Source organism: Catellatospora paridis, assembly GCF_009720365.1.
Taxonomy (GTDB): domain Bacteria; phylum Actinomycetota; class Actinomycetes; order Mycobacteriales; family Micromonosporaceae; genus Catellatospora; species Catellatospora paridis.
The window spans coordinates 593,897-607,691 of record NZ_ML769313.1 but is presented as its reverse complement, the minus strand read 5'-3'; the positions used below and the strand labels follow the sequence as shown (position 1 = coordinate 607,691).

The following is a 13,795-nucleotide window of genomic DNA, read 5'->3' as shown; positions in this document are numbered from 1 at the left end:
ACCCGGCCGCGGCGGCTAGTCGAGGTCGCGCAGGATGCCCTCCAGGATGCCCGCGGTGTCCTGGGGCGGCGCCGCGTCGACGCACAACTGCTCCATGACGGCGGCGTACTGCTCGACGTCCTCGCGCTTGTCGAGGTAGAGCGCGCTGGTCAGCTGCTGCAGGTAGACCACGTCGGGCAGGTCGTGGTCGGGGAAGCGCAGCAGCGAGAACGCGCCGCTGTGCGCCGCGTGGCCGCCCTTGTCGAAGGGCATCACCTGCAGCGTGACCTTCGGCTGCTTGGTCGCCTTCAGCAGCGCTTCGAGCTGTCCGCGCATCACCGCGCGCCCGCCGACGGGCCGGCGCAGCGCCGCCTCGTCGACCACGGCCCACAGGTGCGGCGGATGCTGCCGGTGCAGGACCTGCTGCCGGGTCATCCGCAGCTCGACGCGGCGGCGCACCTCGGGCTCCGGCTTGCCGCCGTGGCCGAGCATGATGACGGCACGGGCGTATTCCGCGGTCTGCAGCAGACCGGGCACGAACTGCACCTCGTAGGTCCGGATGATCTGCGCGGCGGACTCCAGGCCGAGATAGGACTGGAACCAGGCCGGGTAGACGTCGCCGTACTGGTGCCACCAGCCCGGCTCGTTGGCCTGCCGGGCCAGGGCGGCCATCGCCTCCCGCTCGGCCTCGTCGGTCACCCCGTAATAGGTGAGCAGGTCGGCGACGTCACGCTCCTTGAAGCCGACCCGGCCCAGCTCCATCCGGCTGATCTTCGATTCCGAGGCCCGGATCTGCCAGCCCGCGTCCTCGCGGCTGATCCCGCGGGACTCCCGCAACCGCCGCAGCTGCGCCCCGAGCAGCATGCGCAGCACGGTAGGACCGCCGCCCGACCCACTGTCCGGGTCTGCCGCCATACGTGCGCCCTCCGCCTGCCCGCCCGTGTGCACTCCTGCGCATACTGTCGCAAAGCCCGGGCTGACTGTCGAGAATCAACGGTCAAGAAAGTAGATCGTCGAAGTCGCCGTCGTACACACCCAGCAGAAACGCGTTCATCTCCGCCCTCGTGTAGAGCAGCACCGGCCCCAGCGGATCCCGCGAATGGCGTACGGCGAAGCCCGACCCCCCGGGCAGCCGGCCGATCTCCACACAGTTCCCGTCAGCTCCACTGCGTACGCTCTTGCGCCACGCGATCGCGGCGAGCTCCGGTGCCCCGCCGTGTATGTGCGTCATCGCGATCCTCCGCCCCCAGAGAGAAAACGTCACGCCCCGTGCAGATGACACGATCATCTGCACGTGCATCAGCGCTTGCTTTTGCACAGGATAGCCGTGCATCATGGGGTCGGCTAAGCGAACACAGTCAATGGAAGCGCTACCGTCGGCCACCCCTTCGGCTGCGCTACCCCCTCCACCTGGGCAGACGGCACGGACCCCTCCCGGACCGGCAGGCTCAGCCTTCTCGGGATGCGGCTACCTCCCGGGCGCGTCGCGCTACGCGGTGTGACCGAAGGCGGCCTTGTCCACGGGCGTGGGGAGTCGCCGGCACACGCGGCACGAGCCACGTTCGGATTGTTCCGCCCCACAGGAGGACACCCGATCCATGGCACCACCGAAGACACACCCCGACTCGCGATCCGTGGCCGACGTCGTACCCACCGACGCGTACGCGCCCCACGACCGGGTCTGGGTGTACCGCGACGGCCAGTGGCGCGCCGGCATCGTCTATGAGGCCAGCAGCCACGCCGCCACCGTCATCTGCCGCTCGCCCACGGCGCGCGGCACGGAAGTCGAGATCAGAACCGCGCGCTACGTCGCCCGGCGCGATCGCATCGACCTGTCGATCGACGCGTTGAGCTACGTCTGACCCTCCTCAGGTCACCGCCGGGCGGGGATGGACGACGGTGCGAGTCGTCCTTCCCCGCCCGGCGGCGGGTCGTCCACGACGACCGGCAACCCGGTCTGCAGGTCAGCGCTTGCGGGCCATGCCCGCCCAGTAGAAGGCGCCGTTCGGGTCCTCGAGATCGCTGTCGGGGTGCCAGGCCATGACCGGCACGACGCCCGGCTCGACCAGGTCCCAGCCCTCGAAGAAGCGCGCCACGTCCACCTTGGTGCGCGGGACCACCGTCATACCGCCGCGCTCGGCCGAGGAGCGGATGACCTCCATCGCCTCCTCGTCGAACTCGCGGCCCGGATGGGTGATGGTCAGGTAGCTGCCCGAGGGCAGCGCGTCCATCAGGTCGCGGGTGTGGCCCCACGGGTCCTCGGCGTCCTTGAGCAGCATCAGCACGGCGACCATCATCAGCGCCACGGGCTTGCTCAGGTCCAGCGTCTGCAGCAGCGCCGGGTCGGACAGGATCTCCTGCGGCTTGCGCAGGTCGGCGTGGATGTACTCGCTGCGGCCCTGCTCCGAGCTGACCAGCAGCGCCCGCGCGTGGGCAAGCACGATCGGGTCGTTGTCCACGTAGACCACCCGGGTCTCCGGCGCGATCGCCTGCGCGTCCTCGTGCAGGTTGGGCCGCGTCGGGATGCCGGTGCCGATGTCGAGGAACTGCCGGATGCCCGCGTCGGCGACCAGGTACTTCACCGCGCGGCCGAGGAACCTCCGGTTCTCCTTGGCCATCGTCTTGATGGTGGGGATCGCCTGGATGAAGGCGTCACCCATGGCCCGGTCCGCGGCGAAGTTGTCCTTGCCGCCCAACCACCAGTCATACATCCGCGCCGAGTGCGGCGTGCTCGTGTCGACGCCCGGAGGCGCGACCTCCTCGCCACCCGCACCCGGACCGCCGCCCTGCGACACTGACGCCTCCATTGACCGTCGTGGTGATGCAGCGGAAGCATAGACCCGAGCGGTCGCGTCAGGCCACACCCACAGCCACGGAAGTGCTACGCACAGATCATCAGAGTGCTCCACCCAGGACGGCCGGTTGCGCCGCGGCGGCCCGCGGGCGAGTGATCAGAGCCGGCACCTCCGCGGTGAGCGTGGCCGCGGGCCCGTCGCGGTGGTCGAGAACGGACTGCAGGATCTCCCCCGCCCGCACCGCGGTCGCCGACAGCAGCGAGGACGTGATGCCGTGCGAGTGCTCCGTGCCGCCCTGCAGGTACACACCGCAAGCCAGATCGGATCCGGCGGCCAGGCGGTAGTCACGCCCGGCGGCCAGGCGGCCGTCGCCGTCGCGGCGCAGATGCCCGGCCAGGTCCCCGAGCAGCCCCGACGGATCGGCCTGGCGGTAGCCGGTGGCGCACACCAGGATGTCCGTGTCCAGGGTGGTCTGCTCGCCGGTGAGCAGCGAGGACACCTCGACCTGGACCCGGTCGCCGCCGTCGCGCACCGCGGTCATCCGGCTCGCGTTGAAGATGCGCAGCCGCTCCTGGCCGAGCACCTTCTCCTGGTAGACCCGCCGGTAGAGGTCGTTGATGAGGTCCAGGTCGACGACCGAGTAGTTCGTGCTCCGGTGGTAGTCCAGCAGCATCTGCTTGGTCTGCGGCGGCGCGGTGAAGAAGTCGTCGACCGCGCCCGGGTCGAAGATGCGGTTGGCGAACGGGCTGTCGTCGGCCGGGCTGTAGCCGTACCGCGAGAAGACCGCACAGATCTCGGCCGCCGGGAAGCGGTCGTGCAGGAACGCCGTCGCCTCGGCCGCGCTCTGACCCGCGCCGACCACCACGAAGCGCTGCGCGCCGGACCACTGGCCGACCTGGTGCAGCAGGTCCTGGCTGTGCCAGACCCGCGACGACGGCGCGACGCCGTCCGGCAGCTGCGGGGACAGGCCGGTCGCGAACACCACGTTGCGCGCCCGCAGCGCCGTCGCGGTGCGCGGCCCCTGCGCGACCACCATCAGGTGGTCGGCCCGGCCGCGCTCGTACACCGGGTGCACGTCGACGACCTCGTGCCCATAGCGGACCATGCCGCTGACCTGCGCCGCCGCCCACTCGAGGTAGTCGTGGAACTCGACCCGCAACGGGTACAGGCTCTTGTGGTTGATGAAGTCGATCAGGCGACCCCGGCTGTGCAGGTAGCACAGGAAGCTGAACCGGCTCGCCGGGTTGCGCAGGGTCACCAGGTCTTTCATGAACGAGACCTGCATCGTCGCGTCGTCGAGCAGCATGCCCCGGTGCCAGCCGAACGCGGCCTGGCGTTCCAGGAAGACCGCGCTCACCGGTGCGGGGCTCTCCGCGGCGGCGATCGCCAGGGCCAGGTTGGACGGACCGAATCCCACGCCCACGATGTCATGGACGACGTCCCCGCCAAACGATTGTTCTGTCATTGCGGTCCCGTTCCTAAGCATCGCCGGCGCGCCTCCTCGCCAGCACTTAGGTTAGGCTAACCTACGCCAATGGCCTTGCCAATACGGGGCCGCTTTCAACGCAGGTCGTGAATGGAATTCTCATCCACGCCGATGAATTAGGCAAGGCGAACCTCAGAGACGCGTGGGCGTAGCCTCCGCCGTCCCGGAGGTCGCGTCGCCGGACCGGCCGCCGAGCGCGGACAGCGCCGCAGCCCCGGCATAGGCGACCGTGAGCAGGAAACCCGGCAGCAGCCAGTACGGCTCCGCGCCCGTCATGCCGAACCCGGCGCCCGCGCACAGCAGCAGGACGCCCGCGGCCGTGCCCGCCAGCGAGACCAGCCACGGCCGCGGCAACCGCAGCGCCCAGGCCAGCAGCGCGCCGACCAGCGGGCCGACCACTACCCCCACCAGCGCGGCCAGGAGCAGAGCGGCCGCGGCGGCCAGCGGCGTGTCCCCGTCGTAGCCGGACGACATCCCGCCGGCGGCCTCCACCGCCACCACCAGCAGCACGGTCATGGCCAGGCCGATCAGCAGGCCACGTGCGGCGAAGGCCAGCGCCCGGTCAGCGGCGGCGGCGATCCTGGTCTCGTCCGGTGTCATGCCACCCAGTTTGATCAACGACAGGGCGCCAGGACGCTTTCGGCACCGGATCTTCACGAAATGCTCCCGGTTCAGGCGTACAGATGCTCCGGGACCAGGCCGAGCAGGCGGTCGGCCAGGGACAGGTCGAACGGGACGGTGCGGCCCGGCATCGGCGCGCGCCGCGGCACCCCGGGGTGGAAGCGGTCGAGCAGCTCCTCGGTCGGCAGCGCGGCGAGTGTGATCGGGGCCGCCACGAAGATCTCATGAGCGCCGGACAGCGGCCGGGTGAGCGCCAGCCAGTTCGCCGTCGCCGCGTCCCGGTCCTCCAGGTATGCCCACAGGGACCGGGCGCCCTGCACCGGGTCGGCGCGATAGTGCGAGGCGAACGTGGGCAGCCGCTCGGTCATGCCGCCCAGCAGCGGGAACCGCAGCGTCACCACGGTCATGCCGTAGCGGCGCGCGATCATCTGGCCGATCTGCTCGTCGACCTGCTTGCTCAGCGCGTACGGGTCGGCGGCCAGCAGCGGGTGCGCCTCGTCGACGGGCAGGTACAGCGGTGCGATCGGCTGCGGCGACCAGGCGAACCCCAGCGCGGACTGGCTGCCCGCCAGCACCGCCCGGGTCACCCCGGCCTGCGCCGCCTCCTCCAGCACCACGAAGGTGCTGCGGGTGTTGCCGCAGAACACGTCCTCCGGCGTGCCGAGCGTCGGCGACGGGATCGCGGCGCAGTGCACCACCGCGTCCACCCCGGCCAGCGCCTCGCGGACCGCCTTCACCTCGCCGGTGTCCCCGACGACGACCCGCGCCGCGGGCAGGTCACCGGGATCGTGCAGGTCAAGCGCCGTGGCGGCGATCCCCTCCCGGGCGAGGAGGTCAAGCGTGGCCCGACCGAGGCGGCCTGCCGCCCCGGTCACCAACACGCGATTCACCGATGCCACCGGCCGACCCCACTGCGAATAATCACGACACTGTTCTACCCCGCCGACCTCGCGCACCCCGCACCCGGCCACCCCGATCTGGATCTATAAGAGTGGTGGTCGTTCCAGCGACCACCACTCTTATAGATCCCCGCACGGCGGCCACTGAAACGGACAAACGCCTCAAGTCAGCGTCGGCGGTCGTTGGCCGAGCGTGGCATGCTTGGCAGTCCGACCTTCGAACGAGGAGTACACGTGTCGACTGGCGAGGCCGTACAGGCCGCCCCGGCACGGCGGTCCCTGCGACCGCTGCTGTTCGGCCTGACCGTGACCACCGTGCTGGGGCTGCTGTTCGGCGTGCCCTGGTGGACGCTGCTGCTGGCCGGCGCGCACTGGCCGACCCCGGTGGTCGCCGGCGGCACCGCCCTGTTCGCGCTGGCGGCGCTGGCGTTCCCCGTGCTGATGTTCCAGGGTCACGCCCGCGGCAAGGACTGGGCATCCCGGATCGCCGACACCACGCTCGGCGTGATCTGGGTGCTGTTCGTATGGGCGCTGCTCGGCAACGTGCTGCGGGCCGCGCTGGCGCTCGGTGGCGTCGCCGACCCGCTGCGTTCCCGCATCACCGCCGCGGCGGTCGCGGTGGTCGCCCTGGTCCTGGTCCTCTGGGGGTACGCCGAGGCCATGCGCGTGCCTCGGGTGCGCCGAGTCGAGGTGGTCCTGCCCCGGCTGGGTAAGGGGCTCGACGGTCTCAAGGTGGTGCTGCTGACCGACACGCACTACGGCCCGATCGAGCGTTCCCGCTGGTCAGCCGGGGTGACCAAAGCGGTCAACGCACTGGACCCCGACATCGTCTGCCACACCGGCGACATCGCCGACGGCACCGTGGCCCAGCGGACCGCGCAGGCCGCGCCGCTCGGCGACATCCGCGCCAAGCTGGCCCGCACCTACGTGACCGGCAACCACGAGTACTACGGCGAGGCCGAGGGCTGGCTGGCGCACATGCAGAACCTGGGCTGGGAGTGCCTGCACAACCGCCACCTCGTGGTGGAGCGCGGCGGCGACCGCCTGGTGGTGGCCGGGGTCGACGACATCACCGCCTCGCACTCGCGCACCGGGCACTCCATGGACCACGCGGCCGCCCTCGCCGGAACCGACCCCGACCTGCCGGTGCTGCTGCTCGCGCACCAGCCGAAGCAGATCGACGCGGCCGTCGCGCACGGCGTCGACCTGCAGATCTCCGGGCACACCCACGGCGGGCAGATCTGGCCGTTCCATTACCTGGTGCGCCTGGACCAGCCCGCGGTGCAGGGCCTGTCCCGCCACGGCGCGCGCACCCAGCTCTACACCAGCCGCGGCACCGGCTTCTGGGGCCCGCCCCTGCGCGTCTTCGCCCCCAGCGAGATCACCGAACTCACCCTCCGCACCGCCTGACCCTGCCCCACCCGTTCGCCGCTCAAGCTTCGCCGTCGGCTTCGCGGCGGGCTTTGGCGCGGCGTTTGCCCTCGTGCATGGCCTGGACGCGGGCGATGGGGATGGTGTGGCCCTCGGCGATCAGGTCGGCGGGCAGGGCCTGCGGGGCGGGCATGAGGTCGGCCCACGGGTCGGTCTTGGCGACCAGATCGGGCACGGTGCGCATGGTGAAGTCGGCGGGCGTGACACTCTCCAGGTCCGCCCAGGTCACCGGGAAGGACACCGGCAGGCCGGGCCGGATGCGCGGGCTGTAGACGGCGACCACGGTCGCGCCGCCGGAGCGGGTCGCGTCGAGGAACACCTTGCCGTGCCGGTCCTCGCGGATGAACGCGGTGGTGGCGAGTTTCGGGTCGAGCCGTTCGGCGCGGGCGGCCACGGCCCGGGTCGCCGCGGCGACCTCCTCCGGGTCGGCCTTGCCGTCGAGCGGCACGAACACGTGCACGCCCTTGCTGCCGCTGGTCTTGACCGCGCCGTCGAGCCCGCAGTCGGCCAGCGCCTGGCGTACCAGCAAAGCGCCCTGCACCGCCTTGCCGAACGTGTCGTCACCCTCCGGCGGATCGAGGTCGAGGATCAGGTGGGTCGGCGAAAGCGGGAACTCGACCAGGGACAGCGCCGCGTGATACTCCACGGCCCGCTGGTTGGCGAACCAGATCAGCGTGCGCCGGTCGTTGCCCAGGGCGTACGTCACCTCGCGGTGCGAGGCCTCGGCCCAGACCGCGGCCCGCGGCACCCAGTCGGGCGTGTACTTGGGCAGGTTCTTCTGCATGAACGCCGGCTGACCGGGGCGGATCCGGATCACGGACAGGGCGCGGTCCCGCAACGCGGGGATGATCCGCTCATGCACCGCGTCCAGGTAGTCCACCAGGTCGCGTTTGGTCGCCCCGGACTCGTCGAACAGGGGCTGGTCGAGGTTGGTCAGCGCCACCCCGTCGCGGGTCTCACCGTCTTTCGGCATGTGATCACCATTACCCGACGGTGGCCGCGCGTCAACGCGAGTACGGAAAACGGGGTGGACGGATGTCCACCCCGTTCTCGTCAGCGGGTCACTTCGCCGGGGCGCGCTTGACCTCGGTCGCCGGGTCGCCGTCGACCGCCGCGGCCAGCTGCGGCACCAGGCCGTCGAGCAGGTACGGCAGGCTCAGCGGGGTGATGAACGAGGTCGCGCCGCCGAGCAGCTCGCCGTTTTCCAGGAACACCTCGCGGGCCTGGGTCTTGACCTCGAGCTTGGCGTACAGGGGGTCGGCGTGGATCTTCGCCCGGTCGGCGTCGTGCTTGTCGACCAGCCAGATCATCACGTCGGTGTCGAGCAGGTCGGTGCGCTCGCGGCTGATGCTCTTGCCGAACTCCTTGCCGGTGATCGCGTCGAGTCCGTCGGGCATCTTGAATCCGAGGTCCTGCAGCAGGCGGCCGCGCGGGTCCTGCGCGCCGTACACGTAGTAGCCCTCCCACTGCGTCGCGACGAGCGCGGTGGCCCCGGCGAACTTCGGATTGGCGTCCTTGGCCGCGGCGAACTTGGCCTCGACGTCGGCGACGACCTGCTCGGCCTTGTCCTTGCGCCCGACGGCGGTGCCGACGATGCGGGTGGCCTGCTGCCAGGAGACGCCGTAGTCGATGGTGTCCTTGGGCTGGGCCAGCGTCGGCGCGATCTTCGACAGGGTCGCGTAGTCCTCCGCGGTGAGGTTCGAGTACAGGCCCACGATCAGATCGGGGCGCAGCGCGGCGACCTTCTCGAACTTGATGCCGTCGGTGTTGGTCAGCACCTCGGGCTTGGCGGCCGAGCCGAGCTCGTCGCTCGCCCAGGGCCAGACCGCGCCCGGGTGGCCGCCGAACCACTCGGTGGTGGCGACCGGGACGACACCCAGTGCCAGCAGGGCGTCCTGCTCGACGAGGCCGACCACGACGACCCGCTTGGGCTCGGCCTTGACCTCGGTCGTGCCGTACTTGTGCTCGATGCCGACGGGGAAGGCCGCCGAGGTCGCGCCCTGGCTGCCGGAGGTGCCGGACGGCTCCTGGTCGGTGCCGCACGCGGCGAGGCCGAGGCCGAGGATCACCGCGGTGGCGGTGGCCGTCAGCGTACGGACGGGAGAGAGAAGCCGCACGGGTGGTCCTTTCTGTGCTGGTGGGAGCCGCCCCCTGGCAGGTCCCGCCGAGGAGCATAGGTTAGCCTGCCCTAATCTCGAACCCGGGGTTGATCTCAAGGAGCGGTGATGACCCAGACGACCGGCGTGCTGCCCGCGCCGCACGCGGCCGAGCCGGTCCGTGCGCCTCGCGCGGGCCACGCCTGGCGGCGCGGCGGGCTGGTGCTCGGCGTACTCGCGCTGGCCTGCGTGCTCGCGCTGAGCATCGCGGTCGGCAGCCGCACCATCCCGCTCGACACGGTGTGGCACGTGCTCTGGCACGACGACGGCTCCGCGCAGTCGGACATCGTGCACCAGCTGCGTATCCCCCGCACGCTGCTCGGCCTCGGCGTCGGCGCGGCGCTCGGGCTGGCCGGCGCGCTGATGCAGGCGCTCACCCGCAACCCGCTCGCCGAACCGGGCCTGCTCGGGGTGAACCTGGGCGCGTCCTCGGGCGTCGTCGTCGCGATCGCGTTCCTCGGCCTGACCTCGCCCAGCGCGTACGTGTGGTTCGCCTTCGGCGGCGCGGCCCTGACCGCCACGGCCGTGTTCGCCCTCGGCGGGTCCGGCCGCTTCCCCACCCCGGAACGCCAGGTGCTGGCCGGGGTGTCCATCACCGCCGTGCTCGGCGCGCTGGTCTGGGCGGTGCTGGTCACCAACCGCGGCACGTTCGACCGCTACCGGCACTGGGACGTCGGCTCGCTGGCCGACCGCGACAGCGACACCCTGCTGCGCGTCGCGCCGTTCCTGATCGCCGGGATCCTGCTCACGCTGACCCTGGGCGGCCGGCTCAACGCGTTGAGCATGGGCGACGAGGCCGCCACCGCGCTCGGTGCGCACCCGGGCCGCATCCGCGTGCTCGGCGTCGCCGCGATCACGCTGCTGTGCGGCGCGGCGACCGCCGCCTGCGGACCGATCTGGTTCCTCGGGCTGGCCGTGCCGTACATCGCGCGACTGGTCACCGGCCCCGACCACCGCTGGATCCTCGCCTACGCAGTGGTACTCGGCCCGATCCTGCTGCTCGGCGCGGACGTGCTCGGCCGGGTGCTCACCGCGCCGTCGGAGCTGCAGGTCGGCATCGTCACCGCGTTCCTGGGCGCGCCGGTCTTCATCGCGCTGTGCCGCCGCCGGAAGCTCGGTGCCCTGTGAACGTGATCACCAAGCCTGGCCGGCGCGCGCGGCAGTTCGTGCTGCGTACCCCGGGTGGCGCGCTGTCGCTGCGGGTGCGTTCCCGTGCCCTGCTCGTCGGCGCCTTGCTGCTGCTGGCGGCGGCCGCGATCGCCGTGGTGAACCTGTCCAGCGGCGACTTCCCGATCCCCGTCGGCGACGTGCTGCGCAGTCTCGTCGGGCGGGGCGATCCGGGAACCGACTTCATCGTGCAGGAGCTGCGGCTGCCCCGTGCCCTGGTGGCGCTGCTGGTCGGCGCGGCGCTGGGCGCGAGCGGCGCGGTGTTCCAGGGCCTGACCCGCAACCCGCTGGGCAGCCCCGACTTCGTCGGCATGACGGTCGGCGCGGCCACCGGCGCGCTCGTGGTGATCCTGCTGCTCGACGGCAGCGGCCTGGAGGTCGCCATCGGCGCGATCGTCGGCTGCGTGCTCACCTCGATCGCCATCTACCTGCTCGCGTTCCAGCGCGGCACCCAGGCGTTCCGCCTGATCCTGATGGGCGTCGGGGTCTCCGCGCTGCTGGAGGCGGTCAACTCGTACCTCATCGTGAAGGGCCGCCTCGACGAGGCGCTCGCCGCGCAGGTCTGGCTCATCGGCAGCCTCGGCGGCCGCGGCTGGACCGAGGTCACCATCGTCGCGGTCACCCTCGCGGCGCTGCTGCCCGTGGTCCTCTACTACGGCCGCCACCTGAACATGCTGGCGCTGGGCGACGACACCGCGACGCTGCACGGCGTACGCGTCGAGCGCAGCCGAGCCGTGCTCGCCCTGGCCAGCGTGGGGCTGGCCGCGGGCGCGACGGCTGCCGCAGGCCCGATCGCGTTCGTGGCGCTGGCCGCGCCGCAGTTGGCCGCGCGGCTGACCCGCTCCCCCGGGCCGGGCATCCTGCCCGCGTCGGCGATGGGCGCGGCGCTGCTGGCCGGCAGCGACTGGGCGGCGCAGCGGGTGCTGCCCGACAACGACATCCCCGCCGGCGTGGTCACCGCCGCGATCGGCGGGCTGTACCTGACCTGGCTGCTGGCCCGCGAATGGCGGCGCGGCCGATGAGCACGAAGGAGCACGCGATGCAGACACGGCTGCGGGCGCAGGAACTGACCCTGGCGTACGACCGCCGGGTGGTGGCCCGGGACCTCGGTGTCGAGATCGCCGACGGGTCGTTCACCGTCATCGTCGGCCCCAACGCCTGCGGCAAGTCCACCCTGCTCAAGGCGCTATCGCGCGTCCTGAAGCCGCAGGCGGGCACGGTCTATCTGGACGGCGCGGCCATCGCCTCGCTGCCCTCCAGGCAGGTCGCCAAGCAGTTGGGCATGCTGCCGCAGTCGCCGGTGGTCCCGGCCGGGATCGTGGTCGAGGACCTCGTCGCCCGGGGTCGTTTCGCCCACCAGCGCCTGCTGCGCCAGTGGTCGGCCGACGACGAGGCCGCCGTGCGCGACGCGATGGCCGTCACGGAGGTGTCCGATCTGGCCGACCGGTTCGTCGACGAGCTGTCCGGCGGGCAGCGCCAGCGGGTGTGGCTGGCCGTCGCACTCGCCCAGCAGACGCCGATCCTGCTGCTGGACGAGCCGACCACGTTCCTGGACCTGGCGCACCAGTTCGAGGTCCTGGACCTGTGCGCGGAGCTGCACGAGCAGGGCCGGACCGTGGTCGCCGTGCTGCACGACCTGAACCAGGCCTGCCGCTACGCCACCGACCTGGTCGTCATGCGCGGCGGCGAGATCGTCGCCCAGGGCGCGCCCGAGGCGGTCATGACGGCCGACCTGGTCGAGCACGTCTTCGGCGTGGCCAGCCAGGTGATGACCGACCCGCAGACGGGCACCCCGATGGTCGTACCCGCCGATCGTCACCGCCGCCGCACCACCCGCCCCCCGCAGCCGATCGTGTCCTAGCCCTGTCGCAACTCTTGACGACTTGCGGCCTCCGAGCGCTTCGGAGGCCGCGAGTCGTCAAGAGTTGCCGCTCGTGTCAGGCCAGTGCGGGCGATGCGAGCCGGGTTAGCGAGCGGGCGATCTCACCGGCGCGCACGGCGGTGTTGGACAGCAGCGTGGAGCTGATGCCGTGGGTGTGCTCGGTCGGGCCCTGCACGTAGATGCCGCAGCGCACGTCGCCCGTGGTGGCGACCCGGTAATCCCGCTCGACGTGCAGCTGCCCGTCGTCCCGGCGTACGCAGTGCTCGCCCAGCTCGCCGAGCAGCTGCAGCGGGTCGCTGCTGCGGTAGCCGGTCGCGCAGACCACCGCGTCGGCGTCCAGCACGGTGCGCTCGCCGGTGGGCAGGAACTCCACCACGACCCGCACCCGGTCGGCCTCCTCGGCCAGCTCCACCACCCGCGACGCGTGCATGATGCGCAGGCGCTCCTGACCGAGCACCTTCTCCTGGTACATCCGGCGGTAGAGGCCCTGGATGACGTCCAGGTCGACGACCGAGTAGTTGGTGGACCCGTGGTAGCCCATCAGCACCCGCTTGACGTGCTCGGGCGCGTCGTAGAAGTGGTCGACGGCCTCGGGGTCGAAGATGCGGTTGGCGAACGGGCTGTCGTCGGCGGGGGTGTAGCCGTACTTGGCGAACACCGCGCAGACCTCGGTCTGCGGGAACGTCTGATGCAGGTGGTCGGCGACCTCCGCACCGGACTGGCCCGCGCCGATGACCAGCACACGGCGCGGGTCGCGCAGGCCCGGCAGGCGGCGCAGCAGGTCACTGCTGTGCCAGACGCGCGGGCCGGACCGGATGCCGTCGGGCATGCGGGCCTCCAGGCCGGTCGCGACGACCAGGTTGCGGGCGCGGCGGGTGACCAGGTCGCCGCCCTGGCGCGCGACGATCTCGCAGCCCGTGATGGCGTCACCGTCGCGCATCGGACGCACCGCGACGACCTCGGAGCCGTACTCGACCTGGTCGGTGAACCCGGCGGCGGCCCATTCGAGGTAGTCGTGGAACTCCACGCGCGACGGGAACATCGTCTTGTGGTTGATGAAGTCGATCAGCCGGTCCTTGGCCTTGAGGTAGCTCAGGAAGCTGTACGCACTGGCCGGGTCGCGCATCGTCGCCAGGTCCTTGAGGAACGAGACCTGCATCGTGGTGCCCTCGATGAGCATGCCGCGATGCCAGCCGAACCGCTGCTGCTTCTCCAGGAACACCGCGTCCACCGGACGGTCCAGCTCGCGTAACGCGATGGCCAGGGCCAGGTTGGATGGGCCGAAGCCGATCCCTGCGAGATCGTGGAGATGTGCGTCCGACGTGGACATATGACCCCTTCCGTGTGCGGCCCCCGAAGATTACATTAGGGTTACCTTA

14 protein-coding genes are annotated in these 13,795 nt (G+C 71.4%); 5 read left to right on the top strand and 9 right to left on the bottom strand.

The genetic code is table 11. The annotated features are described in order from the left end of the window. Positions 1-15: 15 nt before the first annotated feature. Positions 16-894: a helix-turn-helix domain-containing protein gene (locus tag F9C41_RS07570; RefSeq protein WP_155385919.1), complete on the bottom strand. Its 879-nt coding sequence runs from the start codon at positions 892-894 to the stop codon at positions 16-18. A gap of 82 nt (positions 895-976) precedes the next feature. Next, entirely contained in the window at positions 977-1,210 is a 234-nt protein-coding gene (locus tag F9C41_RS07565) for a DUF397 domain-containing protein (protein WP_120322024.1), read from the bottom strand. 403 nt (positions 1,211-1,613) lie between these two features. Here F9C41_RS07565 and F9C41_RS07560 point away from each other — a divergent pair, with 403 nt between their 5' ends. Continuing rightward, positions 1,614-1,841 carry a hypothetical protein gene (locus F9C41_RS07560; RefSeq protein WP_155385918.1) on the top strand — a complete coding sequence of 76 codons (228 nt, stop codon included), beginning with the start codon at positions 1,614-1,616 and terminating at the stop codon, positions 1,839-1,841. A 102-nt stretch (positions 1,842-1,943) separates the two neighbouring features. Here F9C41_RS07560 and F9C41_RS07555 read toward each other — a convergent pair whose 3' ends face one another. The 4 genes from F9C41_RS07555 to F9C41_RS07540 all read right to left on the bottom strand — a co-directional run bounded on the left by F9C41_RS07555 (position 1,944) and on the right by F9C41_RS07540 (position 5,771). Then, positions 1,944-2,774 carry an SAM-dependent methyltransferase gene (locus tag F9C41_RS07555; protein ID WP_269058902.1) on the bottom strand — a complete coding sequence of 277 codons (831 nt, stop codon included), beginning with the start codon at positions 2,772-2,774 and terminating at the stop codon, positions 1,944-1,946. A 100-nt stretch (positions 2,775-2,874) separates the two neighbouring features. Then, the gene (locus F9C41_RS07550; protein ID WP_155385916.1) at positions 2,875-4,239 is read right to left on the bottom strand and encodes a lysine N(6)-hydroxylase/L-ornithine N(5)-oxygenase family protein; all 1,365 of its coding nucleotides are present in this window, start codon (positions 4,237-4,239) and stop codon (positions 2,875-2,877) included. Between the two features lie 153 nt (positions 4,240-4,392). After that, complete coding sequence (locus tag F9C41_RS07545; protein ID WP_155385915.1) at positions 4,393-4,860, bottom strand: hypothetical protein; 468 nt, start codon at positions 4,858-4,860, stop codon at positions 4,393-4,395. A 71-nt stretch (positions 4,861-4,931) separates the two neighbouring features. Next, the gene (locus F9C41_RS07540; protein WP_230689402.1) at positions 4,932-5,771 is read right to left on the bottom strand and encodes an NAD-dependent epimerase/dehydratase family protein; all 840 of its coding nucleotides are present in this window, start codon (positions 5,769-5,771) and stop codon (positions 4,932-4,934) included. 243 nt (positions 5,772-6,014) lie between these two features. On the opposite strand from F9C41_RS07540, the gene F9C41_RS07535 reads away from it, so the two are divergent. Beyond that, positions 6,015-7,190 carry a metallophosphoesterase gene (locus F9C41_RS07535; protein ID WP_230689401.1) on the top strand — a complete coding sequence of 392 codons (1,176 nt, stop codon included), beginning with the start codon at positions 6,015-6,017 and terminating at the stop codon, positions 7,188-7,190. Positions 7,191-7,212: 22 nt separating this feature from the next. Here F9C41_RS07535 and F9C41_RS07530 read toward each other — a convergent pair whose 3' ends face one another. Then, positions 7,213-8,184: a DNA polymerase domain-containing protein gene (locus F9C41_RS07530; protein ID WP_155385913.1), complete on the bottom strand. Its 972-nt coding sequence runs from the start codon at positions 8,182-8,184 to the stop codon at positions 7,213-7,215. Positions 8,185-8,272: 88 nt separating this feature from the next. Further along, a complete protein-coding gene (locus F9C41_RS07525) occupies positions 8,273-9,328 on the bottom strand; it encodes an iron-siderophore ABC transporter substrate-binding protein (protein WP_155385912.1) in 1,056 nt (351 codons plus the stop codon). Between the two features lie 108 nt (positions 9,329-9,436). Here F9C41_RS07525 and F9C41_RS07520 point away from each other — a divergent pair, with 108 nt between their 5' ends. The 3 genes from F9C41_RS07520 to F9C41_RS07510 are packed head-to-tail and all read left to right on the top strand — an operon-like array spanning position 9,437 to position 12,395. Continuing rightward, a complete protein-coding gene (locus F9C41_RS07520; RefSeq protein WP_155385911.1) occupies positions 9,437-10,495 on the top strand; it encodes a FecCD family ABC transporter permease in 1,059 nt (352 codons plus the stop codon). Positions 10,496-10,497: 2 nt separating this feature from the next. After that, positions 10,498-11,556, top strand: a complete 1,059-nt coding sequence (locus F9C41_RS07515) for a FecCD family ABC transporter permease (RefSeq protein WP_230689400.1) — start codon at positions 10,498-10,500, stop codon at positions 11,554-11,556. A 17-nt stretch (positions 11,557-11,573) separates the two neighbouring features. Beyond that, a complete protein-coding gene (locus F9C41_RS07510; protein WP_230689399.1) occupies positions 11,574-12,395 on the top strand; it encodes an ABC transporter ATP-binding protein in 822 nt (273 codons plus the stop codon). A 76-nt stretch (positions 12,396-12,471) separates the two neighbouring features. Here the strand turns inward: F9C41_RS07510 and F9C41_RS07505 are convergent, their stop codons facing one another. After that, positions 12,472-13,746 (bottom strand): lysine N(6)-hydroxylase/L-ornithine N(5)-oxygenase family protein, encoded by a 1,275-nt coding sequence (locus tag F9C41_RS07505; RefSeq protein ID WP_155385909.1) that lies wholly within the window; start codon positions 13,744-13,746, stop codon positions 12,472-12,474. Positions 13,747-13,795 lie beyond the last annotated feature (49 nt).

Excerpts from the sequence above, each read along its gene's own strand:
- F9C41_RS07570 (WP_155385919.1), bottom strand. The coding sequence starts at position 894 with ATGGCGGCAGACCCGGACAGTGGGTCGGGCGGCGGTCCTACCGTGCTG.
- F9C41_RS07565 (WP_120322024.1), bottom strand. The coding sequence starts at position 1,210 with ATGACGCACATACACGGCGGGGCACCGGAGCTCGCCGCGATCGCGTGG.
- F9C41_RS07550 (WP_155385916.1), bottom strand. The coding sequence starts at position 4,239 with ATGACAGAACAATCGTTTGGCGGGGACGTCGTCCATGACATCGTGGGC.
- F9C41_RS07545 (WP_155385915.1), bottom strand. The coding sequence starts at position 4,860 with ATGACACCGGACGAGACCAGGATCGCCGCCGCCGCTGACCGGGCGCTG.
- F9C41_RS07530 (WP_155385913.1), bottom strand. The coding sequence starts at position 8,184 with ATGCCGAAAGACGGTGAGACCCGCGACGGGGTGGCGCTGACCAACCTC.
- F9C41_RS07520 (WP_155385911.1), top strand. The coding sequence starts at position 9,437 with ATGACCCAGACGACCGGCGTGCTGCCCGCGCCGCACGCGGCCGAGCCG.
- F9C41_RS07510 (WP_230689399.1), top strand. The coding sequence starts at position 11,574 with ATGCAGACACGGCTGCGGGCGCAGGAACTGACCCTGGCGTACGACCGC.
- F9C41_RS07505 (WP_155385909.1), bottom strand. The coding sequence starts at position 13,746 with ATGTCCACGTCGGACGCACATCTCCACGATCTCGCAGGGATCGGCTTC.